The organism is Sphingopyxis sp. DBS4 (assembly GCF_024628865.1).
Lineage (GTDB): Bacteria > Pseudomonadota > Alphaproteobacteria > Sphingomonadales > Sphingomonadaceae > Sphingopyxis.
The window spans coordinates 320,869-344,629 of record NZ_CP102384.1 but is presented as its reverse complement, the minus strand read 5'-3'; the positions used below and the strand labels follow the sequence as shown (position 1 = coordinate 344,629).

Below are 23,761 nucleotides of genomic sequence, written 5' to 3'. Positions count from 1 at the left end.
ACGGACGCCCGGCGCGAGCCTCAATTCGCCGCGATCGCCAGCACGTGCACCTCGCGCCGGATACGAAAGCCGAGCGATTCATAAAGCGCGATCGCGCCCGCATTGTCGGCATAGCTGTGCAGAAAAGGCTGCTCGCCGCGCGCGGTCATCGCGCGCATGACGTGGCCGATCAAGGCGCGCGCCAGCCCACGCCCGCGACAATCTTCCCACGTGGCAACGCCGCTGACCTCGGCCATGCCCGGCATCAACATTCTCTGCCCCGCCATCGCGAGCAGGCGGCCGCCCTCACGAACCCCGAAGAAAGGACCGTAACGATGCGTCGTGCTGCTCCATGGGCCGGGCCGGGCATGATCGGCAAGCCCCGCCATCTCGGCCGCGTCGGCCTCACCAAGCGCGATGATTGCGGGTTCGCCCGGCCGGGCCTCGGGCGGCGGGCCTTCGGCGACCATCTGCGCGAGCGCCGCGCGCTTCACTTCGCGCGTGCCGGGCGGCACGGGCCAGCGCTCGCCCTCGACGATCCAGAGCTCGCCATCCGCCGGAACCAGCGCGGCGAGCGCCCCCTGCGCCGTGCCGCTTCGGTCGGCGGCGGCACCGAACGGCCCATAGCCGCGATCGATCCGCACCGCGCGCGCATCGCCCTCGGCCAGATGCGCCTGCCGCCCTGTGAGCATCGACCAGACGGGGCGGTCGAGGGGGTGCGGCGCCATCATGCAGCGATGTCGAGCAGCCGCAGCGCCTGCGCCCGCGCCTCTTCGGTCACTTCGGCGCCCGACAACATGCGCGCGATTTCTTCGCGGCGGCCGGGAGGATCGAGAACGCGGACGCCGGTGCGGGTCACGGTTCCTTCGCTCGATTTGGCGATGACGAAATGCGACGCGCCCTTGGCGGCGACCTGCGGCGAATGGGTGACCGCGAGCAATTGCTTGCCCGCGCCCGCGAGTCTGGCCAATCGCTCGCCGATCGCGCTGGCGACGGCGCCGCCGACGCCGCGGTCGATCTCGTCGAAGATGATCGTGTCGGCGCCGCCCTCTTCGGCCAGCGCGACCTTGAGCGCGAGGATGAAGCGCGAGAGTTCGCCGCCCGACGCAATCTTTGCCAGCGGCGCGAATGGGGCGCCGGGGTTGGTAGCGATGAGGAATTCGACGCGGTCCATCCCGTCGGCGCCCCAGCGTTCGGCGGGGAGGCGGTCGATGCGGGTCTGGAAGCGCGCCGCGTCGAGCTTCAGCGGCACCAATTCGCCCGCAACCGCCGCGTCGAGTCGCGCCGCGGCCTTGCTGCGCAGGTCGGAGAGCGCGGTCGCGGCGTGGGTATAGGCGGCGGCGGTCTCCGCAACCGCGGCTTCGAGCTTCGCCAGCCCGGCGCTGCCGCCCTCGATCGCGTCGAGCCGCGCCGCGAGTTCGCCCGTCAGTTCGGCGAGTTCGTCGGGCTGAATCCCGTGCTTGCGCGCCATCGCGCGGAGTTCGAACAACCGCGTCTCGGCGGCTTCGAGCCGCTCGGGATCATATTCGAGCGCGCGCGCCGCCTCGTGCAATTTCGTTTCGGCGTCGTCGGCGTCGATGATCGCGCGATCGAGGCTGGCGAGCGCCTCGGCAAGCAAAGGATGATCGCCTGCGAGCCGGTCGAGCCGCCGCGCCGCGCCGCGCAGCAGCGCCGGGCCGCCCGCGCTGCCGTCGAACGCCTCGAGGATCGTGCCGAGGTCGCCGGCGATCCGTTCCCCCTTCTGCATCGTCGCGCGCGCCTCGGCGAGTTCGGCGTCCTCGCCCGGCCGCGGATCAAGCGTGCGGAGTTCGGCGACGCAATGTTCGAGCCATTCGCGGTCGCGCTCGGCTTCCGAAATCGCCGTCTTCGCCGCGTCCAGCCTGGCCTCGGCGGCGCGCCATGCGGCATGGGCGGCCGCGACCCCCGCCGTGTCGGCGCGCGCATAGGCGTCGAGCAGCGCACGGTGCCCGGCGGGCGCGAGCAGGCCGCGATCGTCATGCTGGCCGTGGATTTCGACCAGATAGCCGCCGACCTCACGCAGCAGCGCCGCCGAACAGGGCTGATCGTTCAGAAAAGCGCGGCTGCCGCCGTCGGCCTTGAGCGCGCGGCGGATCAGCAGCGGCTCGCCCGGCTCCAGCGCGATCTCATTGCCGGCGAGCAGCGCGGCGAGCGGCGTATCGGAAGCGGGCGGCGTGAAGCTGGCGGTCACCTGCGCCTTGTCGGTGCCTTGCCGGACCAGTGCGCTGTCGGCGCGCATTCCGAGCACCAGCCCCAGCGCGTCGAGCAGGATCGACTTGCCCGCCCCAGTCTCGCCGGTCAGCACGCCGAGCCCAGCCTCGAAATCGAGGTCGAGCCGTTCGATCAGAACGATGTTCGCGATGGACAGCGCCGTCAGCATGGGCCGCTCTTAACCCAGAACAAAATGCGAATCTATTCGGGAGTGAGGCCGGTGCGGCGAGGGCGTGCCAATCGGTTCACGCGAAGCCGCGAAGCCGCGAAGAAAATAATCTCACACAAAGACACGAAGAGGGCGCGCCCTGTCGCAAGCGCTCCTCGCCGCCGCAGGCGGCATTGCCAGAAAATGCGCTTCGCGCTGGAAAAGCGACATAGCGGGACGATTTTCCCTCTTCGTGTCTTTGTGTGAGATTATGTCCGTTCCGGCGCGCGGAAAAATTCTTCGCGGCTTCGCGTGAACCAAAGTCTATGCGATCTCTGCGCCTCTGCACGAATCCATTCGCGAACGATCGCGGCCCCCGCCTGCGCAGGGGCGACGAAGATCACGCGCTCGGCGCGTGCTTCTGCATCAGCTTGTAGGCGCGGTCGTACCATTTGCTGCCGGGATAGTTGGCACCGAGCACCGCGGCCGATTTCTTCGCTTCCTCGGGAACGCCGAGCGCCAGATAGCATTCGGTCAGGCGATAGAGCGCCTCGGGCGTGTGGCTCGTCGTCTGGAACTTCCGGGTCACTTCGCGGAAGCGGATCGACGCCGCGAGCCAGTTCGAGCTGCGCTCGTAGAAGCGGCCGATCTCCATCTCCTTGCCCGCGAGATGGTCCTGCACCAGATCGACCTTCAGCCGCGCGTCGGCGGCGTAGCGGCTGTCGGGATAGCGGCGAATCACCTCGCCGAGCGCATTCTGTGCCTGCTGGGTGATCTTCTGGTCGCGGGTAACGTCGCTGATCTGCTCATAATAGCTGAGCGCGATCAGATAATAGGCATAGGGCGCGTCCTTGTTGCCCGGGTGGATCGAGAGGAAGCGCTGCGCCGCCTCGATCGCGGGGGTATATTCGCGGTCCATATAATAGGAAAAGCTGCTCATCAGCTGCGCGCGGCGCGCCCAGGGCGAATAGGGGTGCTGGCGCTCGACCTCGTCGAACAGCGCCGCGGCGATCCTATACTGGCGGCGGTCGAGGCGGTCCTGCGCGGCGCGATAGAGGGTATTCACATCGCGCGCGACGTAGCGCGTGTCCTTCTTCACGCCCGAGCCCCCGGCGCAGGCCGCCAGCAGCGGCGAAATCACGAGGGCGGCGGCGGCGAGGCGCGCGGCGGCGCGAAGGGAGATGCGCTGAGTCATGGGCGCGGTATAGCCACAGCGCGGATGAACGCAAAATAAATGATCATGCGTTTCGTCGGCTTCGGGCGGGCGGGCCGGAACGCCGTCACGCACCCTTCACCACGCAGCCCTTCGGCGCGTCGGCGGGCGCGGGGATGCGGCGCGCGGAGAGGATCTTGAACTCGGGATCGAGCATCTGGCCGACCATCACCCCCTCGCCCTTGGTCGGCGAAACCGGCGCGGCATAGATTTTCTCCGCGACGTCGAGCCCCGAAACCAGCTCGCCGAACACCGCGAAGCCGGCATTGTCGCCGCTCGCCGCTGGATCGGCGTCGAAGCCCGGGATATCGGAGAGGAGGATGAAGAAATCGCTCGTCGCATCGCCCGGCGCGAGCCGCGCCATCGCGAGCGCGCCCTTGCAGTGGGTCAGGCCGGTGGCGGTGGTCGCCTCGTGCGCGATCGGCGGATAGTTCAGCCGCGCATCGCCGCGATTGCCACCCTGGACCAGCGCATTTCCCTCCCCCCAGCTTCGCGTCGTGCGATAGAATTTGAAGGTTGTCGCCATCCGCTTGCTGTCAACATAGCGCAGGAAGTTCGCGGTCGTAATGGGCGCACGCTTCGTCTCCAGCCGCACGACCATCCTTCCCGCGTCGGTGACGAGTTCGACATAGGGCCGCGTGTCGACCTCGACCGGCGCGGTGACCGGCGCGGGCACCGCGGGCGGCGGCGGCGGCAATTGCGTCGCCTGCGGCGGAACGGCCTGCGCCGCGATGACGAGGGACAGGAGCAGAGTGTCGAATATCATGATCTTCCTCGGGTCGGATTATGGTCGAGGCGAGGCTAGACGCTGTCGGCGGCCGCGCCAAGCCACCGCTTGCAGGGAGGCTTGCCCTGCGTCCCGGCCCGATGTCGGAAATCTACAATGCCGCGCGGCCGGGCGGTGGCAGGGCGGGCCTTTCTTCACAGGGAGTTTGATAGGATGGTTCGGACGGGAAATACGGCCTTGCGGGCGGCGGCGGTGCTGATGCTCGCGGGGGCGTCGATGCCGGCGGCGGCGGCCGACAAGGCGGCGGGGTGGCATAATTGGGCCGACCGCGGCGAGCGGATCGTCGCGGCGATCGACGCCGTGAACCCCGCGCAGCTCGGCAGCGCGTGCGACGGGGTGACCGGAACGGTGGTCGGCCAGGGATTTCAATTCCCCTATTGGGGGCAACAATTGATCGGCGTGTGCCATGTGTATCGCAGCCTGTTCAGCCACCTTCGGGACGGCACCACGACCCGCAGCGCCAAAAAGGGCGAGTGCAAGGAACTGAAGCAGGTCGGCGGCAATCTTGCGAAGGCGACCGATGTCGCCGAAGAACCGCGCGCGCTGCTCATCGCGCAGGAACTCGTCGTGCATATCGACGCCATGCGTGAGGTCTATTGTACCTGATACCAGGTCCGTCGCCGGATATCGGTCTGGCTCGCCCGCGCAATATCCATGGACAGCCGACCGAAGATCATGGCCTTCCCGAAGGCGCAAAGCGAGCCGGAGCGAATTGGCGATCGAAATTCGGCTGACTGTCGATCACCCATATGATCGACCGGCCGGTTTCGACCGATTGCGGACCTATCTTTCATCGTCATCCCGGACTCGATCCGGGATCCATTCTCTCAGCGCCGGGTGAATGGATCCCGGATCAAGTCCGGGATGACGAGAGTTTATAGGCGGCGGGTGAGCGACAGTCTGTGTCTCATATCTTCGTCATTCCCGCGAAAGCGGGAACCCAGTGTGGGATCAGCCGACGCACGCCCTGGGTTCCCGCTTTCGCGGGAATGACGAAGGTGAGGAGGGGGCAGTTCCCCACCCCATAGCCGCCATAAAAAAGGGGCCGCCTTACGGCAGCCCCTTTCTTTTTCGATCGGTGAAGAAGCTTAGTCCTTCAGGAAGTCGGGCACATGGCCCTGATCTTCGGGACCGTCATTGCGCTCACGGCGCGGACCGCGATCGCCACGATCACCGCCGTCGCGACGGGGGCCACGGTCGCGGCCGCCGCGGCCGCGGTCGCCGCCGTCGCGGCGGGGGCCGCGATCACCGCGCGGTTCGCGCGGCGGGCGGGTGTCTTCGAGTTCGGCGCCGGTTTCCTGATCGACGACGCGCATCGACAGGCGGACCTTGCCGCGCGGGTCGATCTCGAGCACCTTGACCTTGACTTCCTGGCCTTCGCTCAGGACGTCGGACACTTTTTCGACGCGCTCGTTGGCGATTTCGCTGACATGGACGAGACCGTCCTTGCCGCCCATGAAATTCACGAACGCCCCGAAATCGACGAGATTGACGACCTTGCCGTCATAAATCTTGCCGACTTCGGCTTCCTCGACGATCCCGGCGATCCACTTTCGGGCCGCTTCGATCTGGCTGAGGTCGCTCGACGAAATCTTGATCAGGCCCTCGTCATCAATGTCGACCTTGGCGCCGGTGGTCGCGACGATCTCGCGGATTACCTTGCCGCCGGTGCCGATGACATCGCGGATCTTCGACTTGTCGATCTGCATCGTTTCGATGCGCGGCGCATAATCCGACAGCTCGGTGCGGGTTTCGCCGAGCGCCTTGGCCATCTCGCCGAGGATGTGCGCGCGGCCTTCCTTGGCCTGGGTCAGCGCGGCCTCGAAGATTTCCTTCGTGATGCCCGCGATCTTGATGTCCATCTGCATCGTGGTGATGCCTTCGGACGTCCCCGCGACCTTGAAGTCCATGTCGCCGAGATGGTCCTCGTCGCCCAGGATGTCCGACAGGATCGCATAATCCTTGCCCTCGAGGATCAGGCCCATCGCGATGCCCGAGACGGGGCGCTTGATCGGCACGCCCGCGTCCATCATCGCCAACGAGCCGCCGCACACCGACGCCATCGACGACGAGCCGTTCGACTCGGTGATGTCGCTGGTCAGGCGGATCGTGTAGGGGAAGTCGTCCTTGGTCGGCAGCACGGGGTGCAGCGCGCGCCACGCGAGCTTGCCGTGGCCGACTTCGCGGCGGCCCGGCGCGCCGAAGCGGCCGACTTCGCCGACCGAATAGGGCGGGAAGTTATAGTGGAGCATGAAATTCTGATACGACAGGCCGTTGAGACCGTCGATCATCTGCTCGCTTTCCTTGGTGCCGAGGGTGCAGGTCGCGATCGTCTGCGTCTCGCCGCGAGTGAACAGCGCCGAACCGTGGGCGCGCGGCAGGAAGTGCGTTTCGGCGACGATCGGACGAATCTGCGTGGTCGTGCGGCCGTCGATGCGCTTGCCGTCCTTGAGGATGGCGGTGCGGACGATTTCGGCTTCGAGCTTCTTGGTCAGCTTGATGCCGGCCATGACTTCCTGCGGGCTGAGGCCGTCGGCAGCGAAGCTTTCCTTCGCCTTCGCGCGCGCCTCGTTGAGCGCGTTCGAGCGGGCCGACTTGTCGGTCAGCTTGTAGGCAGCGGCGATGTCCTTGCCGATCAGCTTCTTGAGCTTGTCCTTGATCGCGGCATTGTCGTCCGACGCAGCCATTTCCCAAGGGTCCTTGGCGGCCTGTTCGGCGAGCTTGACGATCGCCTTGACGACTTCCTTGCACGCGTCGTGCGCGAACATCACCGCGCCGAGCATGACTTCTTCCGACAGCTCGTTCGCTTCGGATTCGACCATCATCACCGCGTCGTAGGTTGCGGCGACCACCAGGTCGAGGTCGCCCTCGGCGACCTGCTCGTCGGTCGGGTTGAGGATATATTCGCCGTTGAGGTAACCGACGCGCGCGGCGCCGATCGGACCCATGAAGGGCACACCCGAGATGGTGAGCGCGGCCGACGCCGCGACCATCGCGAGGATGTCGGGCTCGTTATGGCCGTCATAGCTCAGCACCTGAGCAATGGCGTTGATCTCGTTGTAGAAACCTTCGGGGAAGAGCGGACGGATCGGGCGGTCGATCAGGCGGGAAACCAGCGTTTCCTTTTCGGTCGCGCCGCGTTCGCGCTTGAAGAAGCCGCCCGGGATGCGCCCGGCGGCCGAATATTTTTCCTGATAATGGACGGTGAGCGGGAAGAAGTCCTGCCCGTCCTTCACCGACTTGGCGGCGGTCACGGCGCACAGGACAACCGTTTCGCCCAGCGTCGCCATCACGGCGCCGTCGGCCTGGCGGGCAACCTTGCCCGTTTCGAGAGTGAGCGTCTCACCGCCCCACTCGATCGATACTTTTTTCACGTCAAACATGGATTTTCCTTCGCCCGCCGGGCCCTATGCCGGGCGGGGCCTCTGATTCCGGGCAGTCCGGCCCGGGGCGGTGTAGGGCGTCTGTCTGCCCTATGGCGGTCCCGCCGGATGCGGGAGCGGCCCTTGCGGCTCGCGAATTTACCGCGAACCAAAATGAAAGCGGCCCCGAACCCGGAGCCGCCCTCGCATTCTTATTTGCGCAGACCCAGCTTCGCGATGAGTGCCTGATAGCGGCCCTCGTCCTTCTTGCGAAGATAGTCGAGCAGGCTGCGGCGCTTGTTGACCATCATCAGCAGCCCGCGGCGGCTGTGATTGTCCTTGTGGTGCGCCTTGAAGTGATCGGTCAGCGTGTTGATGCGGTCGGTCAGGATCGCGACCTGGACTTCCGGCGAACCGGTGTCGCCCTTGGCACGGGCATTATCGCTGATGACTTCGGCTTTGCGCTCGGCGGTAATCGACATAAATATATTCCTCGAACATCATGGCTATAGATTGAAGCCCCGCACGACCTTCAGCGTTCCCGCCAAAGCCTCGATCAGGGCGACGGGCCGATTGTCGGCATCGCGTCCCCAATAGAGCCCGTCGTGCGTGCTTACCCCGGTCCAGACGCGACCCTGACGGATCGCCCCTGCCGCTTCCGGGGAAAGGTTCAGAGCCGGGATGTCGACCAGCCCCGCCTCGAGCGGCAGAATGACATCTGATTGCGCGGCCCCTTGACCGAAAGCGTTCAATTTGTCCAGCGAAATCGCTTGGGACAGGTCGAACGGCCCCGCTTTGGTACGGTGGAGCATGGTGACATGGCCGACGGTGCCGACCGCACGCGCAATGTCGCGGGCGAGGCTGCGAATATAGGTGCCCTTCGAGACATGGGCGGTGAGGGTGATGGCATCCAGTTCCTCCCCGGCACGGGGAGGGGGACCATGCGAAGCATGGTAGAGGGGCACGGACGGTTTGCACCGCGTATCGGCGAAGCGCGAACCCTCGCCTGCCCCTCCACCACCTTCGGCGGTCCCCCTCCCCGTGCCGGGGAGGATCGCGAGCGTGTGTATCGTCACCCTCCGCGCCTTCATCTCGACCTCTTCGCCCGCGCGCGCGCGATCATAGGCCCGCTGCCCGTCGACCTTGATCGCCGAATAAGCGGGCGGAATCTGTTCGATCGGGCCGGTGAAGCGCGGCAGCACCGCCTCGATGTCCGCCAGCGTCGGCCGCACGTCGCTCGTGGCGACGACGTCGCCCTCCGCGTCCAGCCCGGCGGTTTCCATCCCGAACGCCACGGTGAAATCATAGGTCTTGCTGGCATCGAGCATCCGGCCGCAGAGCTTGGTCGCCTCCCCCAGCGCGATTGGCAACACCCCCGAAGCAAGCGGGTCGAGCGTTCCGCCGTGGCCGACCTTGACCTTGCCGAGACCCGCCTCGCGGCAGACGCGCTTCACCGCGCCGACCGCCTGGGTCGAGCCGAGCCCCACGGGCTTGTCGAGGATGATCCAGCCGTTCATCCCGCGCCCCTGCGGACGCGCGGCACGCTTGTCAATTCGACTTGGCGGCCTTCGCGGCTTGCTCGGCTGCCTTCCGTTCCGCCTTGGTCGGCGGCGCCGCCGAGGTCACGAAAGAGGATAGCGTGCAACGCTCGCCGCGCACGAGAAAGGTCGCGAACCTGTCCAGCCGCGCCGCTCCGCGCGTGTCGACGCCAATCGCCTGCGCGAAATCGATATTGTGGCAGGGGCCGAAGAATTTCGCATAATACCAGTTGCGGCGGCTGTCCTGTATCCAGACACCGTCGTCGCCGTCGGCCTGGAAATTGCGGATCGTCGCATTGCTAGGGAAACTGATCCCGGTTTCGACGCCGAGCGGCTGCGCCGCCGTAGCGGGCTCGTCGGCCGCCGCATTTGCCGAAAGGGAAAGCAGGGCGGCGGCCAGGGAGAGTGCGAGTTTCTGTTGCATGTCGAGTCCTTCGAGACTGATGATCCCCGACCTGATGCGGACCGTAGCAAAGCAAATCTGAACCCGCGCTGACCCTCTCCTCTCCTCTTGAGAGGAGGGGCTTAACGCCACTCGTCTGCCAGCAGCGACCAGAGCCCGGTATCGCGCACGAAGCCCGTCCAGGTCACCCGCTCGGATCGCAGCACGCCTTCGCGGACGGCACCGAGCTTTGCCACCGCCGCCTGGCTGCGCTTGTTGCGCTCGTCGATGCGGAATTCGATGCGGCGGATGCCGGCGGCAAAGGCGTGGCCGATCATCAGTCGCTTCAAGCGGCCGTTGAGCCCGGTGCCGCGAACGTCGGGATGGATATAGCTGCCGCCGATCTCGACCGTTTGCGCCGACCAGTCGGGACGGAGCCACGCGGTCATGCCGACGAGCCGGCCGCCCGCGAACACCGCATAGGGCATACGCACCGGATTGCCGAGCAGCGTATCGAAGGCGGCGTCGAAATGCTCGGGATCGAAGCTCGACGAATAGATCGGCCAGATGTCGGCATCGGCCGCGCACGCCGCGCCCAGCGCCTCGCGATGCGCCTCGGCGAGCTTGACAAGGTGGAGGTCGTCGTCCGCAAGCTCGACATACAGCGCGTCACGCATCGGCGAGCACCTCCGCCGCAATGCGCCGCTTTTCCATGAAATGGCGCCGGCACATCGCGACATAGCGGTCGTTGCCGCCGATCTCGGTCTGCGCGCCCTCGACCACCGCGCGGCCGTGCGCGTCGACGCGCAGGTTCATCGTCGCCTTGCGCCCGCACTCGCACACCGCCTTGAGTTCGACGAGCGCATCGGCAAGGCCGAGCAGCGCCGCCGAGCCGGGAAACAGGTTCGCGGCGAAATCGGTGCGCAGGCCATAGCAAAGCACGGGAATATTCGCCTCGTCGGCGAGCCGCGCGAGCGCGAGCACCTGTTCGCGCGACAGGAATTGCGCCTCGTCGACGAGCACGCAGGCGAGCGGGCGCTCCGCATTCTCGGCCCGCACCGCCGCCCACAGGTCGCTGTCGGGGTCGAACTTATGCGCTTCGGCGAGCAGGCCGATGCGGCTGGTGATCTGCCCGGCCCCGTAACGATCGTCGAGCGCCGCGGTCCACAGCATCGTCTCCATGCCGCGCTCGCGATAGTTGAAATCCGCCTGCAACAGCGTCGTCGACTTGCCCGCGTTCATGCTGGCATAATAGAAATAGAGCTTGGCCATGGCGGCAGCGATACCGCCTCGGCCGCGCCGCGCAAATCGAAAATCAGGGAACCCCGAGCAGTTCGCGAAATCGCCCCGGCTGCGGCACCAGATCGGTGAGCCGATAGCCGTCGAGATGCGCCAGAAAGGCCGCGAGCGCGCCGCCGAGCGCGCCTTGCAGGCCGCAGCCGCCGCACACCGGGCAGGTCGAGGTCGCGGGGGCCATGCACTCGACCAGCCCCTCCAGATTCTCGAACTCGCGCACCACCGTGCCGACGATCACCGTATCGGCCGCGCGCGCCAGCGTCAGCCCGCCGCCGCGCCCGCGCTGCGCGCTGACGTAGCCAAGCGCCTGCAGCCGCTGCGCGACCTTGGCGAGGTGGTTGCGCGAAATGCCGTATTGGCCCGCGATCTCGTCGACCGACATCTGCCGGCCGCTCGCCGACAGCGCCATCAGGATGCGCAGGGCATAATCGCTGTGCAGGCTCAATCGCATTAAATAGGTATATTGAATATTGCTTTTTGCGGCAACCTGCTTAAAGAGGTATTTCAAATACTCAATATAGAGTCGGAAGCATATGACGCCGAGAACGGTCCAGGCCCATCCCCACGCCATCGCCGCCCGCGAGGAACGACGGGCCGAGGCGCGCGCCATGGGCATCGACGAAGCCTTCATCGCCGAACTGGTCGATCGCTTCTATGCCTCGGTGCGCGAGGATGCGATGCTCGGCCCGATCTTCGACGCGCGCATCGACGACTGGCCCAGGCATCTCGGCCAGATGAACCGCTTTTGGCAGTCGATCCTGCTCAGCGCCGGCAATTTCACCGGCAATCCGATGATGAAGCATCTGGCGATCCCGACGATCGGGCAGGAGCATTTCCAGCAATGGCTGCGGCTCTTCTACCAGACGCTGCACGCCATCGCGCCGACCCCCGAGGCCATCCCTCATGTCGGCGCCAAGGCGCGGATGATCGCCGAGAGCCTGCTCACCGGCATCTGGGTTCACCGCGACCGCGAGGATCCTCTTGCGAAGAAAGTGGAGTTGCCCGATGTCTGACCTGCCTGCCGTTCCGCCGCCGCCCTATCGCTCGAACGATCCCTATGAAACGAGCGGGGTCCAGGCGGGCTTTCAACTGCCGCGATCGATCTGGCACGCGATGTTCGCCTGCTATGCGGTCTTCTTCCTCGGCATCTTCATCGCCACCGGGCGCGACGCGGCGACGGTGATGATGCTCGTCATCTCGGGCCTCTATATGCTGATGTTCTTCGGCACCGCGAAGCTGCTCAACACCCAGAAGGGCCGCGAGCATGATTCGCCGCTCGACCGGACGGACGGCGTGCTCGACACCTGGACCGGACCGATGGACCGCCACACCGTCGCGGCGCAGATACTTGCGGTGCCAGCGGGCTTCGCTTTCCTCGGCGTCACCTTCGTCATCGTTCGGGCGACGGCGGGTTTCTAGACCATGACCATGCCGATCGCCGAGCGCGGGCCGCCGCTTCCCTCCGGCGCCCGCGCTTACCGGCGGATCGGTCCGTTCGGCGCCGACGCGATTCCCGCCGGGTTGCTGCGCCGGCACGATCTCAAGGACGGCGCCTGGGGTCTGCTATCGGTCCTCGCCGGATCGATCCACTTTCATTGGGACGACGATCAAGGCGGCACACGCCTGCTGAAATCGGGCGACACGATGCTGATTCCGCCGCAAGTTCCGCATCATCTGGAGCGACAGGGATCGGTAACGATCGAGATTGCCTTCTGCACGCCCTGACCATCGCTTGACACGCTCGCCGCCGCTGTCATGCTGCGCAACAAAGGTCGCAACATAAGTGGGGAGAGCGGCGGATGCGGCTGATGCCGGTGAGCGATGCGATGTTCCTCTGGGGCGAGAGCCGCGAGATGCCGATGCATATCGGCGGTATCAACCTCTACACGCTGCCCGACGATGTCGACGAAACCGAATGGCTGAACGAACAACTTGCCCTGCTCCGGCAACCGGAAGGCCTGAGGCGACCATTCAGCGAGGTGCTGAAGCTCACCCCGCTCGGCCAGTACGGCCCGATCCGGCTCGAGCCCGATCGCGACATCGACATGCATTACCACGTCCGCGCCGCCGCGCTGCCGAAGCCGGGGCGCTATCGCGAGATGTTCGAACTCGCCTCGCGGCTCCATTCGGGGCTGCTCGACCGCACCCGGCCCCTTTGGGAAATCACCTTGATCTCGGGTCTGCCGAACCGGCAGATCGCGACCTTCAAGAAGGTCCACCACGCGCTGATGGACGGCGCGGCGAGCATCCATTTCTACAATTCGATGCTGACGCCCGATCCCAAGGAACGGCGCGCCTGTTCGCCGCTGTCGGTCGAAGCCTATGAGGCGTACAAGCGCAAGTTCCCGACCCCGAAGAAGCCGTCGCTCCCGAATCTCACCGACATCAAGGCGATCGGCGATTTCCTGAAGGAGCAATGGGGCAACAGCGTCGGGGTGACGAAGGCGCTCAACCAGTATCTCGCGGCGATGTTCGGGATAGGCGGCGACGGGCTGGTCACCCCCTTCGCCGGAGTGCCGCGCACCAGCTTCAACCGCAACATCACCGGCGCGCGCCGCTTCGTCGCGCAAAGCTGGTCGCTCGAGCGCGTCCGCGCGCTGGGCAAGGCCTATGACGGGACGATCAACGATGCGGTGCTCGGCATGTGCGCGGGGGCGATGCGCAAATATCTGCAATCGCTCAACGAACTGCCCGACAAGCCGCTGAAGGCGATGGCGCCGGTGTCGATCCGCCCCAAGGACGACATCGATTCGGGCAATTCGGTCGCCTCGGTCACCGCCAATCTCGCAACCCACATCGACGACCCCGCCGAGCGGATGGCGGCGATCCAGGAATCGATGAACTCGGCGAAGGCACAGCTCCGCGCGATGACCGCGTCGCAGATCCAGCTCTATACCGCGATCACCAGCTTCCCGATGATGCTGACCGCACTCACCCGCACCGCCGACAAATTCCCCGCCTATTCGGCGACGATCTCGAACGTGCCTGGCCCGCGCGAGCAGATGTACTGGAACGGCGCGCGGCTCGACGGCATGTATCCCGCGAGCATCCCGGTCGACGGCATGGCGATGAACATCACGCAGGTGTCGAATTTCAAGAACATCGACTTCGGCATCACCGCATGCCGCCGCAGCGTCCCCCATGCGCAGCGAATGATCGACTATCTGGAGGAAGCGCTGGTGGAGCTGGAGCAAGCGTCGGGGATCAAGAAGGGGAAGTAGGCAGAGGTGCTTCAGAAGCCCCGATAAGGGCCATCGGTCGGGAATCTCCATTTTTCATCGTCAGGCAACAGACGGACCGAACCGTCCACAATCTTACCCGTCGCCACATCGGAAATCATCAAAAACGATCGCCCCTGCTTGTCGGGCGGAATGGGCCCCGAAAACGCAGGATCTTCAAAGACACACATATCGATCCGCGTTCGAAACGCCCAAGCGAGCTTGCTACCGTCTCTTGACCATTTGAGACCATCTCCCGTCATCCAGTCTGCTTTGTCATCTGATGGCAGGCAGGGGGAAATCTCGCGGGCCTTGTCCTCGCCCGTTCTCAGAAAGTCCGCATATTCGATGACCCGGTCGCCGGTTATCTGAAAGACGCGCGGACGCTGCAAGCCCGAACCCCGGTAATGGTTAATCATGAACCAGTCGCTACGCGGCGACCAATAGAGAGCGAACGGCATATGATCGTTGAGATCGGGCACATGCCCGACGAGCTTGCCGTCCGGCGTCTCGATGACAACATCATAAACTTCTTCAGCGCCGATAGGCGAGGTCTGTATAAGTTTCCAGCGACCGTCAGGTGACAAGGACGATTGCGGGCAATTGGCAAGAAACTGAATCCCGCCATCGGAATTGATGCCGCTATGCTCGCAGTGGCCGTCCGGCACGACATGAGGCGCCGTCGCGTTCCCGTCGTCGGACGCCGAAAGGCCCAAGGTGGCGCCAATCGCTACCAGCGTCGCCATTACGACCGCGAGATAATCAACTCTCTTCACCGCTCTCCAAATCCCGCATCACCTTCGGGTCGCGCAGCAATGCGTCGATATGGCTCGCCTCGTCGAAGCTTTCGTCGGGCAGGAATTTCAGCTTCGCGGCATATTTCATGCGGATGCGGTGCGCGACCTCGCGCTGGAGGTAGGCGGTGTTGGTGCGCAACGCCTTGATCACCGCTTCCTCATCGCGGCCGAGCAGGGGCTTCACGAAGACCGTCGCGTGGCGCAGGTCTGGCGACATGCGCACCTCGGTCACGCTGACCGGATGGTTAGTGAGCACATCGTCGTGCACGTCGCCGCGCGCGAGGATTTCGCTCAGCACATGGCGCACCTGCTCGCCGACGCGCAGGACGCGAACCGATGGGCCGGACGGGGTTTCGTTATGACGCATTTCGGTTCAATTCCATGATGCGCGCGCTCGATGTCGCGCGCGCAAGAAGCTCGCCCTGCTCGTCGAAGAGCTCGGCCTCCAGAAAGGCCACCGAACGCCCGCGGCCGACGACGCGCCCCTTGCCGATCACCCGGCCAGGCATCACCGGTTTCAGGAAGCTGACGTTGAGGTCGATCGACGCCGGAACCTCGGCGCCGCCGGTCATGCTGACCAGCGCCGGTCCCATGGTGTCGTCGAGCATCGCCGCGACGAAGCCGCCCTGTACCGTTCCGCGCGGATTGAGCATCTCGGCGGTCGGGTGAAAGGCGATCTCGATCCGGCCCTCGCCGGGATATTCGGCGATCAACTCCCACCCGAGCAGTTGGGCACAGGGTGGGGCCGGAAACCGGCTGAAAAAACTCTCAGCCATGCTCCGGCTCCCCCGTTACAGCGTCCGTTCGCGCAGTTCGACTTCGAAGACTTCGAGGTGGTCGCCCGCCTTGATGTCGTTGGTGTCCGCCAGCACGACGCCGCATTCCAGACCGGCGCGCACTTCGGCGACATCGTCCTTGAAGCGGCGGAGCGACGCGATCGTCGTCGCCGAGACGATGACGTCCTCGCGCGTGAGACGCGCGTGAAGCCCCTTGCGGATCGAGCCTTCGAGCACCAGCAGACCCGCGGCCTTGTCGCGCTTGCCGGCCGGGAAGACTTCCTTGACCTCGGCGCGGCCGACGACGGTCTCGACGCGTTCCGGCCCCAGCTCGCCCGCCATCTCCTTCGCGATGGCGTCGGTCAGGTGATAGATGACGTCATAGTAGAGGAAGCGGACCTTTTCGCGGTTCGCGATCTCGCGCGCCTTGGCGTTCGGGCGGACGTTAAAGCCGATGATCGGCGCGCGCGAGGCGGCCGCGAGCGTCACGTCGCTTTCGGTGATCGCACCGGCGCCCGACTGGAGCACGCGGACGCGAATCTCGTCGGTCGACAGGCGGTTCAAGGCGTTGACGATCGCTTCGACCGAGCCCTGCACGTCGGCCTTGATGACCACCGGATATTCGATGACCTTGGCCTTGTCGGCGAGCGCGGAGAACATGCCCTCAAGGCTGACCGGCGCCTGCGCCGTCCGCTTCTTGAGCGCCTGCTCCTGACGATAGGCCGCGACCTCGCGGGCGCGCGCCTCATTCTCGACGACCGTCAGCGTGTCGCCCGCCATCGGCACGCCGCCGAGGCCGAGAACCTCGACCGGCATCGACGGACCGGCCTCTTTGACCTGCTTGCCCTGATCGTCGACCAGCGCGCGGACGCGGCCGCTTTCGGCGCCGCAGACGAAGATGTCGCCGACCTTCAGCGTGCCGCGGCGGACGAGAATCGTCGCCACCGGCCCGCGACCCTTGTCGAGCTTCGCCTCGACCACCGTGCCTTCGGCGGCGCGGTCGGGATTGGCCTTCAGCTCCATGATCTCGGCCTGCAGCGCGATCGCGCCGAGCAGCTTGTCGAGGCCGGTCTTCTTCAGCGCCGACACCTCGACATTCTGGACGTCGCCGCCCATTTCCTCGACCACCAGCTCATGTTCGAGCAGGCGCTCGCGGACGCGCTGCGGATTGGCGCCTTCCTTGTCGACCTTGTTGATCGCGACGATGATCGGCACGCCCGCCGCCTTGGCATGATTGATCGCCTCGATCGACTGCGGCTTGAGGCCATCGTCGGCCGCCACCACCAGGATGACGATGTCGGTGACGTTCGCCCCGCGCTGACGCATCTCGGTAAAGGCTTCGTGGCCCGGCGTATCGAGGAAGGTGACCAGGCTCCCGTCGGGGGTCTTCACCTGATAGGCGCCGATATGCTGGGTGATGCCGCCGGCTTCGCCCGATTGCACATTCGCGCCGCGCAGCGCGTCGAGCAGGCTGGTCTTGCCGTGATCGACATGGCCCATGATCGTGACCACCGGCGCGCGCGGCTTCAGATGCGCGGCGTCGTCGACATCCTCGTCGTGGCGGATGTCGATGTCGGCTTCGCTGACGCGCTTGATCTCGTGCCCGAATTCGGTGACGAGCAGTTCGGCGGTGTCCTGGTCGATCGTCTGGTTGACGGTGACGGGCATCCCCATCTTGAACAGCGCCTTCACCAGGTCGGCGCCCTTTTCCGCCATGCGGTTGGCGAGTTCCTGCACCGTGATCGTGTCGGGCACGACGACTTCGCGGACCTGCTTCTCGCGCGGGCCGCTCGACACCATGTGCGAGCGCTTTTCCTTCTCGCGGGCGCGCTTCAGCGCCGCGAGGCTGCGCGCGCGCGCGCCTTCGTCGTCGTTGAGCGCGCGCGTGACGGTCAGCTTGCCCGACTGGCGGCGATTGTCGGCGCCGCGGTTGGCTTTCGGTTCGGGGCGCTTCGGTTCGGGGCGCTTCGGCGCCTCGACCGGGGTGAAGCGGCGCGGCGCGGGGGCTGCGCTGGCAGTCGTTGCGCGAGGCGCGGCTTCGGCACCCGCTTCCTTGGGCGCGGGAGCTTCGGCCGCGGGCGCCTCGGGCTCGGGCGCCGCAGCCGCTGGTTCAGGCGCCGTCTCGACGACCTTCGCCTTTTCCTCGGCGCGCGCCTTTTCTTCCTCGGCGGCGCGCGCACGCGCAGCTTCCTCACGGCGGCGATTGTCCTCGAGCGCGGCCATGCGCGCTTCCTCGGCTTCGCGCAGCAACTGCGCCTGGCGCTCCTGCCGCGACATCAGGCTGTCGACGGGGGGCTTGGGCGCGGCCGGCTTCGGGGCCGGGGCGGGCGCCGGGGCCGGAGCGGCAGGCGCGGCCTTGACCTCTTCGGGCTCGGGCGCCGGAGCGGCTTCGCCGGGGCGGCCGAGCACGCGGCGGCGCTTGACCTCGACCACCACCGTATTGCGGCGGCCGTGGCTGAACTGCTGCTGCACCTGGCCGGCCTCGACCGTCCGCTTCAGCCCCAGCGGCTTGCGGGTAAGGGTCGGCTTGTCCTGTTCGTCACTCATCGAAACGTCTTATTCCTTCAATACGCGTCCGAAGTCGCGGAATCCGTGTCGGAATCCGTGGACGCCGTCTCCTTACCCGCAGAGCGGGAGTCGTTAGTCGAAACGCGGTCGGCCGCGTCCCTACTCCATCCGGTGAAAAACTGCCAGCGGGTCAAATGCGCCAGCACCCGGTCCGCGGCACGCGCGTCCACGATCGCCAGATGCACCGCATTTTCACGCCCCAATGCCATAGATAGGGACTGCCGGTCCACTGGCAAGATCAGGCCTTCGCGGCCCGAGCCTTCGTCCTCCTCGCCGACGCGCCACGCCTGCGCCAATTTCTTGCGCCCGTCCTCGCCCGCGTCGTTGGCATGAAGCAGCAGGCGCACCTGTCCGCGCCGCGCCGCCTGCTCGATCTTGTCGCTTCCCGAAATCAGCGTCCCCGAGCGCGATTCGAGGCCGAGCCGGTCGAGCGTCGCGCGCATCAACTGCGCCTCGATCCGTTCGCCGAGATCGTCGGGAATGACGATATGGCTCTCGTGAAGCGCGCGCGCGAGGCCGCCCTTCAGCTTGCCCTTCGCGCGGGCGGCCTCCAGCGCGGCGCGATTGACCCCGATCCAGGCACCGCGCCCCGGCGCCTTGCCATGAACGTCGGGCGCGATCGTGCCGTCGGGGCCCAGCGCCAGACGCACGAGCTGCTCCGCCGGCGAAACCTCACCGGTTACGACGCAGCGCCGCTCGGGCACATGCTGGCCGCGCCCCTTTGCGCGGTCGGTTTCGGTCAGCTGATCATTGCGCGGGGTCCGCATCGGCGGCCTCCCCGTTTTGCGGCTCTACCGCTTCGGCAGGCGCAGCCGCTTCGGGTTCGTCATCGAACCAGTGCGCGCGCGCCGCCATGATGATCTCGTTGCCCTGCTCTTCGCTGAGGCCATATTCGCCGAGCACGCCGCCCTTGTCCTCGGCGCGCTCGCTGCGTTCGCGCGACGGACCGCGGCGATTGTCCTGCCGCTTCTTGGCGATCAGTTCGTCGGTCGCGAGGTCGGCGAGGTCGTCGAGCGTCTTGATCCCCGCCTTGCCGAGCGTGACGAGCATCGCCTCGGTCAGGTGCGGGATGTCGGCGAGATCGTCCTCGACGCCGAGGCCGCGGCGTTCCTGCCGAGCGGCTTCCTCGCGGCGTTCGAGCGCTTCGGTCGCGCGGCTCTGCAGCTCCTGCGCCAGTTCCTCGTCGAAGCCCTCGATGCTCGCCAGTTCGTCGAGCGGCACATAGGCCACTTCCTCAAGCTCGCCGAAGCCTTCGGCGACGAGGAGCTGCGCGAGCGTCTCGTCGACATCGAGCTCTTCCTGGAACATCGTCGAGCGTTCGACGAATTCGCGCTGGCGCTTTTCGCTCGCGTCAGCCTCGGTCATGATGTCGATCTGGCTGCCGGTGAGCTGGCTAGCGAGACGGACGTTCTGGCCGCGGCGGCCGATGGCGAGGCTGAGCTGGTCGTCGGGAACGACGACCTCGATGCGGCCGTCATCCTCGTCGATGACGACGCGCTGCACCGTCGCCGGCTGGAGCGCGTTGACGACGAAGGTCGCCGTGTCTTCCGACCAGGGGATGATGTCGATCTTTTCGCCCTGCATTTCCTGCACGACCGCCTGCACGCGGCTGCCCTTCATGCCGACGCAGGCGCCGACGGGATCGATCGAGCCGTCATAGCTGATCACGCCGATCTTCGCGCGCGAACCCGGATCGCGGGCGGCGGCCTTGATCTCGATGATCCCGTCGTAGATTTCGGGCACTTCCTGCGCGAACAATTTCTTCATGAACTCGGGGTGTGCGCGGCTCAGGAAAATCTGCGGGCCGCGGTTCTCGCGGCGCACCGACAGGATGATCGCGCGGACGCGGTCGCCGACGCGCATCAGTTCGCGCGGAATCTGCTGGTCGCGGCGGATCACGCCCTCGGCACGGCCGAGGTTGACGACGATGTGGCCGAACTCGACCGATTTCACGACGCCGGTGATGATCTCGTTCGCGCGATCCTTGAACTCTTCATACTGGCGCTCGCGATCGGCTTCGCGGACCTTCTGGAATATGACCTGCTTCGCCGACTGAGCGTCGATGCGGCCCAGGTCGACCGCGGGCAGCGGATCGACGATGAAGTCGCCGAGCTTGGCGTCCTTCTGCAGCTTCTGGCCGGCGGCGAGGTCGACCTGCTTGAAATAATCCTCGACCTGCTCGACCACCTCGACGACGCGCCACAGGCGAAGGTCGCCGGTCTGCGGGTCGAGCTTGGCGCGAATGTCGTTCTCGGCGCCGTAGCGCGCGCGCGCGGCGCGCTGGATCGCTTCCTCGATCGCCTCGATGACGATGCCCTTGTCGATCATCTTCTCGCTGGCGACGCTGTTGGCGATCGCGAGCAGCTCGGCCTTGTTGGCGGAAATGGCAGTGGCCATCAGTCCTGTCCTTCTTCTTCCATATCGTCGGCGCCCTCGGTCGAGAGCGGGACGGTTGCGGCAATCAATTTGTCGGTGAGGACCAGCTTCGCCGTGTCGATCGCGTCGAACGGCAGATGATGCTCCACCCCTTCCTTATCCGAAATCGTGACGGTGTCGCCGTCGACGCCGACCAGCTCGCCGTTGAAGCGCTGGCGCCCGTCGCGCTTCTCTTTGAGCGCGATCTTCGCCTCATGCCCCGCCCAGTCGGCGAAGTCGGCGCGGCGCGTCAGCGGCCGGTCGATGCCGGGCGACGAGACTTCGAGCCGGTAAGCGCCGTCGATCGGGTCCTTGCCCGCCTCTTCGAGCGCATCGAGCCGTTCGGAGATGCGGCGCGACAGGTCGGCGCAATCGTCGATGGTGAGCTGGCGCGTATCGGGCCGCTCGGCCATCACCTGCAGCGTCGGATCGCTGTCGCCGCCGAAGAAGGCGACGCGCACGAGCGCCAGGCCCAGCGCCTCGGCTTCGGGCGCGATGATCGCGTTGAGGGCGTCGAAATCGACCAAATGCAATTCCCAAAATCGGATGACCGGAAACCATGCGGAAATAGCCGCCGCGGCCCGCGGCCCCGACGTCCCAACTGGCTAACCATGTCAAGAAGTAGGCGGCATATAGGCTTTGACGCATGAGTCGGCAAGGGGAGAATGGAAAGGCGGCTTTCGACCGGAAGCGGACCTACCTTACGTCGTCATCCCGGACTTGATCCGGGATCCATTCTCTCGGCGCCGGACGAATGGATCCCGGATCAAGTCCGGGATGACGAGAGTCTGAAAGTCGCGCGCAGCATCTCTTATCCTCGTCATTCCCGCGCAAGCGGGAACCCCGAGCGTGCGTCGGCTGACCCCACTCTGGGTTCCCGCTTTCGCGGGAATGACGAAAATTAGGAAGGGGCCGCTCCCCACCCCAAAGTCGCCAATCGCCACATGCCCCTTGCCCTATCATACCGCGTCATGCTCAACGCGCGCCCATGACTGATGACTCTCCCTTGCTAGCCTTGTCCAACGTTCGCGTCATGGCCGACGAGACGTGCATCCTCGACCTGCCTACGCTGACCATTGCCGACGGCGAAAGCACCGCGATCCTCGGCGCCAACGGGTCGGGGAAGTCGACGCTGGTCAAGCTGATCGCGCGCCAGCTTTATCCCGCCTATGGCGCCGACGTCCGCATCTTCGGGCAGGATAGCTGGAATGTGTTCGAGCTCCGCAAACTGCTCGGGATCGTCTCGACGACGATGCAGCTCGATTTCGATGCCGAGCCGCCGCTGGAGGCGCTCGACTGCGTCGTCTCGGGCTTCTTCGCCTCACGCGGGCTGTGGGCGCATCAGCATTACACGCAGGAGATGATCGACGCCTCGCGCGCCGCGCTCGAAGAGGTCGGCGCCACCCATCTGATCGGGCGCAGCATGGCGAGCCTGTCGACGGGCGAGGCGCGCCGCGTCCTGATCGCCCGCGCGCTCGCGCACCGGCCGCGCGCGCTGCTGCTCGACGAGCCGTGCGCGGGGCTCGACCCCGCGGCGCGGCACCATTTCCTCGACATGCTGCGCGGCGTCGCGCGCGGCGGCACGACGCTGATCCTCGTCACCCACCATATCGAGGAGATATTGCCCGAGATCGGCCGCATCGTGATGCTGCAGGGCGGGCGCGTGCTGCACGACGGCGCCAAAGCCGACCTGCTCACCAGCGACGCGCTGACCGGTCTTTTCGGCCTGCCGATCGATGTATCGCCGCGCGGCGACTGGTACGACGCCGCGATCGTCCACTGATCGCTTGCCCCGCTACGCTTATATAGGATAGGGGGGTATCCTATGTCGCATACGCACGCCAACAAGGATCAGCTTCTCGCCCGCACCCGGCGCATCGCCGGGCAGATCGCCGCGATCGAGCGCGCGATCGCCGATGAGGCAGGCTGTGCGGCCATCCTCCATCAGGTCGCTGGGGTGCGCGGCGCCGTCGCCGGCCTGATGGACGAACTCGTCGCCGACCATCTGCAATCGCATGTCGCCGCGCCCGGCCTCTCGGACGCCGAGCGCGCGCAGGGCGGCGAAGACCTGCTCGCGGCGATCCGCCGCTATACGAAATAGGGGGAGCCGCATGTCGCTCGACGACGACATCGACGCGCTGACGCACAGCCATGTCTATCTCGGCAAGCGGCACGACGAAAATGCGCGCCGTACATTGTGGGTCGTGCTGCTGACCGCGGTGATGATGGTCGCGGAGATCGCCGCGGGGCTTGCCTTCAACTCGATGGCGTTGCTCGCCGACGGCTTTCACATGGCGACCCACGCGGGCGCGCTCGGAATCGCGGCGCTCGCCTATCGCTACGCCCGGCGCCACGCGACGAGCGGGCGCTACAGCTTCGGCACCGGCAAGGTCGGCGATCTTGCGGGCTTCGCCTCGGCGCTGGTGCTCGGCATCGTCGCGATCGGCATCGCGTGGGAATCGGCGATCCGCCTCGTCGACCCCAGTCCCGTCGCCTTCGGCGAGGCGGCGGTCATCGCCGTGATCGGCCTCGGCGTGAATATCGTCAGTGCGCTGCTGCTCGGCCATGGTCACGGTCATGGGCACGACCATCATCACGACCACGCGCATGATCATCACCATGGGCACGAGACCGATAACAACATGCGCTCGGCCTATCTGCACGTCCTCGCCGACGCGCTGACCTCGGTGCTCGCGATCGCGGCGCTGCTCGGCGGGCGCTATTTCGGCTGGGTGTGGCTCGACCCCGCGATGGGCGTCGTCGGCGCGATCGTCATCGCCATCTGGTCCTGGTCGCTGATGCGCGACACCGCCGCAGTGCTGCTCGACGCGACCGACAAGAAACTCGAAGCCGAAATCCGCGCGCTGGTCGAAGGACCGGGCGACGCACGAATTCGCGACCTCCACGTCTGGCGCGTCGGCCCCGCCGCCCACGCCGCGATCGTCAGCGTCACCGGCACGACGCGCGCGGCGGTCTGCGAACGGCTGCGCCCGGTGCACGAAATCGAACATCTGACGGTCGAGATCGGCTGACGCATCACCTGTCCCCCTGCG

At 66.2% G+C, this 23,761-nt stretch carries 26 protein-coding genes; 8 read left to right on the top strand and 18 right to left on the bottom strand.

Features of this window, described 5'->3' with window-relative positions; all coding sequences use genetic code 11:
- Positions 1-20: 20 nt before the first annotated feature.
- The 4 genes from NP825_RS01600 to NP825_RS01585 all read right to left on the bottom strand — a co-directional run bounded on the left by NP825_RS01600 (position 21) and on the right by NP825_RS01585 (position 4,335).
- A complete protein-coding gene (locus tag NP825_RS01600) occupies positions 21-710 on the bottom strand; it encodes a GNAT family N-acetyltransferase (protein ID WP_257547869.1) in 690 nt (229 codons plus the stop codon).
- Entirely contained in the window at positions 707-2,377 is a 1,671-nt protein-coding gene (gene recN / locus NP825_RS01595; RefSeq protein ID WP_257547868.1) for a DNA repair protein RecN, read from the bottom strand. The genes NP825_RS01600 and recN overlap by 4 nt, the downstream gene beginning before the upstream one ends.
- Positions 2,378-2,756: 379 nt before the next feature.
- On the bottom strand, positions 2,757-3,551 hold the full coding sequence (locus NP825_RS01590) for an outer membrane protein assembly factor BamD (RefSeq protein ID WP_257547867.1): 795 nt from the start codon (positions 3,549-3,551) through the stop codon (positions 2,757-2,759).
- A gap of 85 nt (positions 3,552-3,636) precedes the next feature.
- Positions 3,637-4,335: a peptidylprolyl isomerase gene (locus NP825_RS01585; protein ID WP_257547866.1), complete on the bottom strand. Its 699-nt coding sequence runs from the start codon at positions 4,333-4,335 to the stop codon at positions 3,637-3,639.
- Between the two features lie 174 nt (positions 4,336-4,509).
- On the opposite strand from NP825_RS01585, the gene NP825_RS01580 reads away from it, so the two are divergent.
- The gene (locus tag NP825_RS01580) at positions 4,510-4,962 is read left to right on the top strand and encodes a hypothetical protein (RefSeq protein WP_257547865.1); all 453 of its coding nucleotides are present in this window, start codon (positions 4,510-4,512) and stop codon (positions 4,960-4,962) included.
- Positions 4,963-5,444: 482 nt separating this feature from the next.
- Here NP825_RS01580 and pnp read toward each other — a convergent pair whose 3' ends face one another.
- The 7 genes from pnp to NP825_RS01545 all read right to left on the bottom strand — a co-directional run bounded on the left by pnp (position 5,445) and on the right by NP825_RS01545 (position 11,385).
- Positions 5,445-7,739 carry a polyribonucleotide nucleotidyltransferase gene (pnp, locus tag NP825_RS01575; protein ID WP_257547863.1) on the bottom strand — a complete coding sequence of 765 codons (2,295 nt, stop codon included), beginning with the start codon at positions 7,737-7,739 and terminating at the stop codon, positions 5,445-5,447.
- A gap of 191 nt (positions 7,740-7,930) precedes the next feature.
- A complete protein-coding gene (rpsO, locus tag NP825_RS01570; RefSeq protein ID WP_257547861.1) occupies positions 7,931-8,200 on the bottom strand; it encodes a 30S ribosomal protein S15 in 270 nt (89 codons plus the stop codon).
- 24 nt (positions 8,201-8,224) lie between these two features.
- Entirely contained in the window at positions 8,225-9,235 is a 1,011-nt protein-coding gene (gene truB, locus NP825_RS01565) for a tRNA pseudouridine(55) synthase TruB (protein ID WP_257547859.1), read from the bottom strand.
- A gap of 31 nt (positions 9,236-9,266) precedes the next feature.
- Positions 9,267-9,680, bottom strand: coding sequence for a DUF6491 family protein (locus NP825_RS01560; RefSeq protein WP_257547857.1), 414 nt, complete (start codon positions 9,678-9,680; stop codon positions 9,267-9,269).
- A 101-nt stretch (positions 9,681-9,781) separates the two neighbouring features.
- A complete protein-coding gene (locus NP825_RS01555; protein ID WP_257547855.1) occupies positions 9,782-10,315 on the bottom strand; it encodes a GNAT family N-acetyltransferase in 534 nt (177 codons plus the stop codon).
- Positions 10,308-10,910 (bottom strand): thymidine kinase, encoded by a 603-nt coding sequence (locus tag NP825_RS01550; protein WP_257547852.1) that lies wholly within the window; start codon positions 10,908-10,910, stop codon positions 10,308-10,310. The genes NP825_RS01555 and NP825_RS01550 overlap by 8 nt, the downstream gene beginning before the upstream one ends.
- Positions 10,911-10,953: 43 nt before the next feature.
- Positions 10,954-11,385, bottom strand: a complete 432-nt coding sequence (locus NP825_RS01545; protein WP_257547850.1) for an Rrf2 family transcriptional regulator — start codon at positions 11,383-11,385, stop codon at positions 10,954-10,956.
- A gap of 82 nt (positions 11,386-11,467) precedes the next feature.
- Here NP825_RS01545 and NP825_RS01540 point away from each other — a divergent pair, with 82 nt between their 5' ends.
- The 4 genes from NP825_RS01540 to NP825_RS01525 all read left to right on the top strand — a co-directional run bounded on the left by NP825_RS01540 (position 11,468) and on the right by NP825_RS01525 (position 14,155).
- Positions 11,468-11,947: a group III truncated hemoglobin gene (locus tag NP825_RS01540; RefSeq protein ID WP_257547848.1), complete on the top strand. Its 480-nt coding sequence runs from the start codon at positions 11,468-11,470 to the stop codon at positions 11,945-11,947.
- Complete coding sequence (locus NP825_RS01535; RefSeq protein ID WP_257547846.1) at positions 11,940-12,353, top strand: hypothetical protein; 414 nt, start codon at positions 11,940-11,942, stop codon at positions 12,351-12,353. The genes NP825_RS01540 and NP825_RS01535 overlap by 8 nt, the downstream gene beginning before the upstream one ends.
- Positions 12,354-12,356: 3 nt before the next feature.
- Complete coding sequence (locus NP825_RS01530) at positions 12,357-12,659, top strand: DUF1971 domain-containing protein (protein WP_257547844.1); 303 nt, start codon at positions 12,357-12,359, stop codon at positions 12,657-12,659.
- Positions 12,660-12,733: 74 nt separating this feature from the next.
- Positions 12,734-14,155 (top strand): wax ester/triacylglycerol synthase family O-acyltransferase, encoded by a 1,422-nt coding sequence (locus NP825_RS01525; RefSeq protein WP_257547842.1) that lies wholly within the window; start codon positions 12,734-12,736, stop codon positions 14,153-14,155.
- Between the two features lie 11 nt (positions 14,156-14,166).
- On the opposite strand, the gene NP825_RS01520 is transcribed toward NP825_RS01525, so the two are convergent.
- Genes NP825_RS01520 through rimP form a run of 7 tightly spaced genes read right to left on the bottom strand, consistent with a single transcriptional unit; the run spans position 14,167 to position 21,235 of the window.
- Positions 14,167-14,898: a hypothetical protein gene (locus tag NP825_RS01520; protein WP_257547840.1), complete on the bottom strand. Its 732-nt coding sequence runs from the start codon at positions 14,896-14,898 to the stop codon at positions 14,167-14,169.
- 16 nt (positions 14,899-14,914) lie between these two features.
- Positions 14,915-15,316, bottom strand: a complete 402-nt coding sequence (gene rbfA, locus NP825_RS01515; protein WP_257547838.1) for a 30S ribosome-binding factor RbfA — start codon at positions 15,314-15,316, stop codon at positions 14,915-14,917.
- Entirely contained in the window at positions 15,306-15,725 is a 420-nt protein-coding gene (locus tag NP825_RS01510; protein WP_257547837.1) for a PaaI family thioesterase, read from the bottom strand. Before NP825_RS01510 ends, rbfA begins: the two co-directional genes overlap by 11 nt.
- A gap of 15 nt (positions 15,726-15,740) precedes the next feature.
- Complete coding sequence (gene infB, locus NP825_RS01505) at positions 15,741-18,272, bottom strand: translation initiation factor IF-2 (RefSeq protein WP_257547836.1); 2,532 nt, start codon at positions 18,270-18,272, stop codon at positions 15,741-15,743.
- A 17-nt stretch (positions 18,273-18,289) separates the two neighbouring features.
- Entirely contained in the window at positions 18,290-19,060 is a 771-nt protein-coding gene (locus tag NP825_RS01500) for a DUF448 domain-containing protein (RefSeq protein ID WP_257547835.1), read from the bottom strand.
- Positions 19,041-20,690, bottom strand: coding sequence for a transcription termination factor NusA (nusA, locus tag NP825_RS01495; RefSeq protein WP_257547834.1), 1,650 nt, complete (start codon positions 20,688-20,690; stop codon positions 19,041-19,043). Before nusA ends, NP825_RS01500 begins: the two co-directional genes overlap by 20 nt.
- On the bottom strand, positions 20,690-21,235 hold the full coding sequence (gene rimP / locus NP825_RS01490) for a ribosome maturation protein RimP (protein WP_257547833.1): 546 nt from the start codon (positions 21,233-21,235) through the stop codon (positions 20,690-20,692). Before rimP ends, nusA begins: the two co-directional genes overlap by 1 nt.
- A 461-nt stretch (positions 21,236-21,696) precedes the next feature.
- Between rimP and NP825_RS01485 the strand changes: the two genes are divergently transcribed.
- Genes NP825_RS01485 through dmeF form a run of 3 tightly spaced genes read left to right on the top strand, consistent with a single transcriptional unit; the run spans position 21,697 to position 23,740 of the window.
- Entirely contained in the window at positions 21,697-22,491 is a 795-nt protein-coding gene (locus NP825_RS01485; protein WP_257547831.1) for an ABC transporter ATP-binding protein, read from the top strand.
- A gap of 42 nt (positions 22,492-22,533) precedes the next feature.
- Complete coding sequence (locus tag NP825_RS01480) at positions 22,534-22,809, top strand: metal/formaldehyde-sensitive transcriptional repressor (protein WP_257547829.1); 276 nt, start codon at positions 22,534-22,536, stop codon at positions 22,807-22,809.
- 10 nt (positions 22,810-22,819) lie between these two features.
- A complete protein-coding gene (gene dmeF / locus NP825_RS01475) occupies positions 22,820-23,740 on the top strand; it encodes a CDF family Co(II)/Ni(II) efflux transporter DmeF (protein WP_257547827.1) in 921 nt (306 codons plus the stop codon).
- The last annotated feature ends 21 nt before the right edge of the window (positions 23,741-23,761 follow it).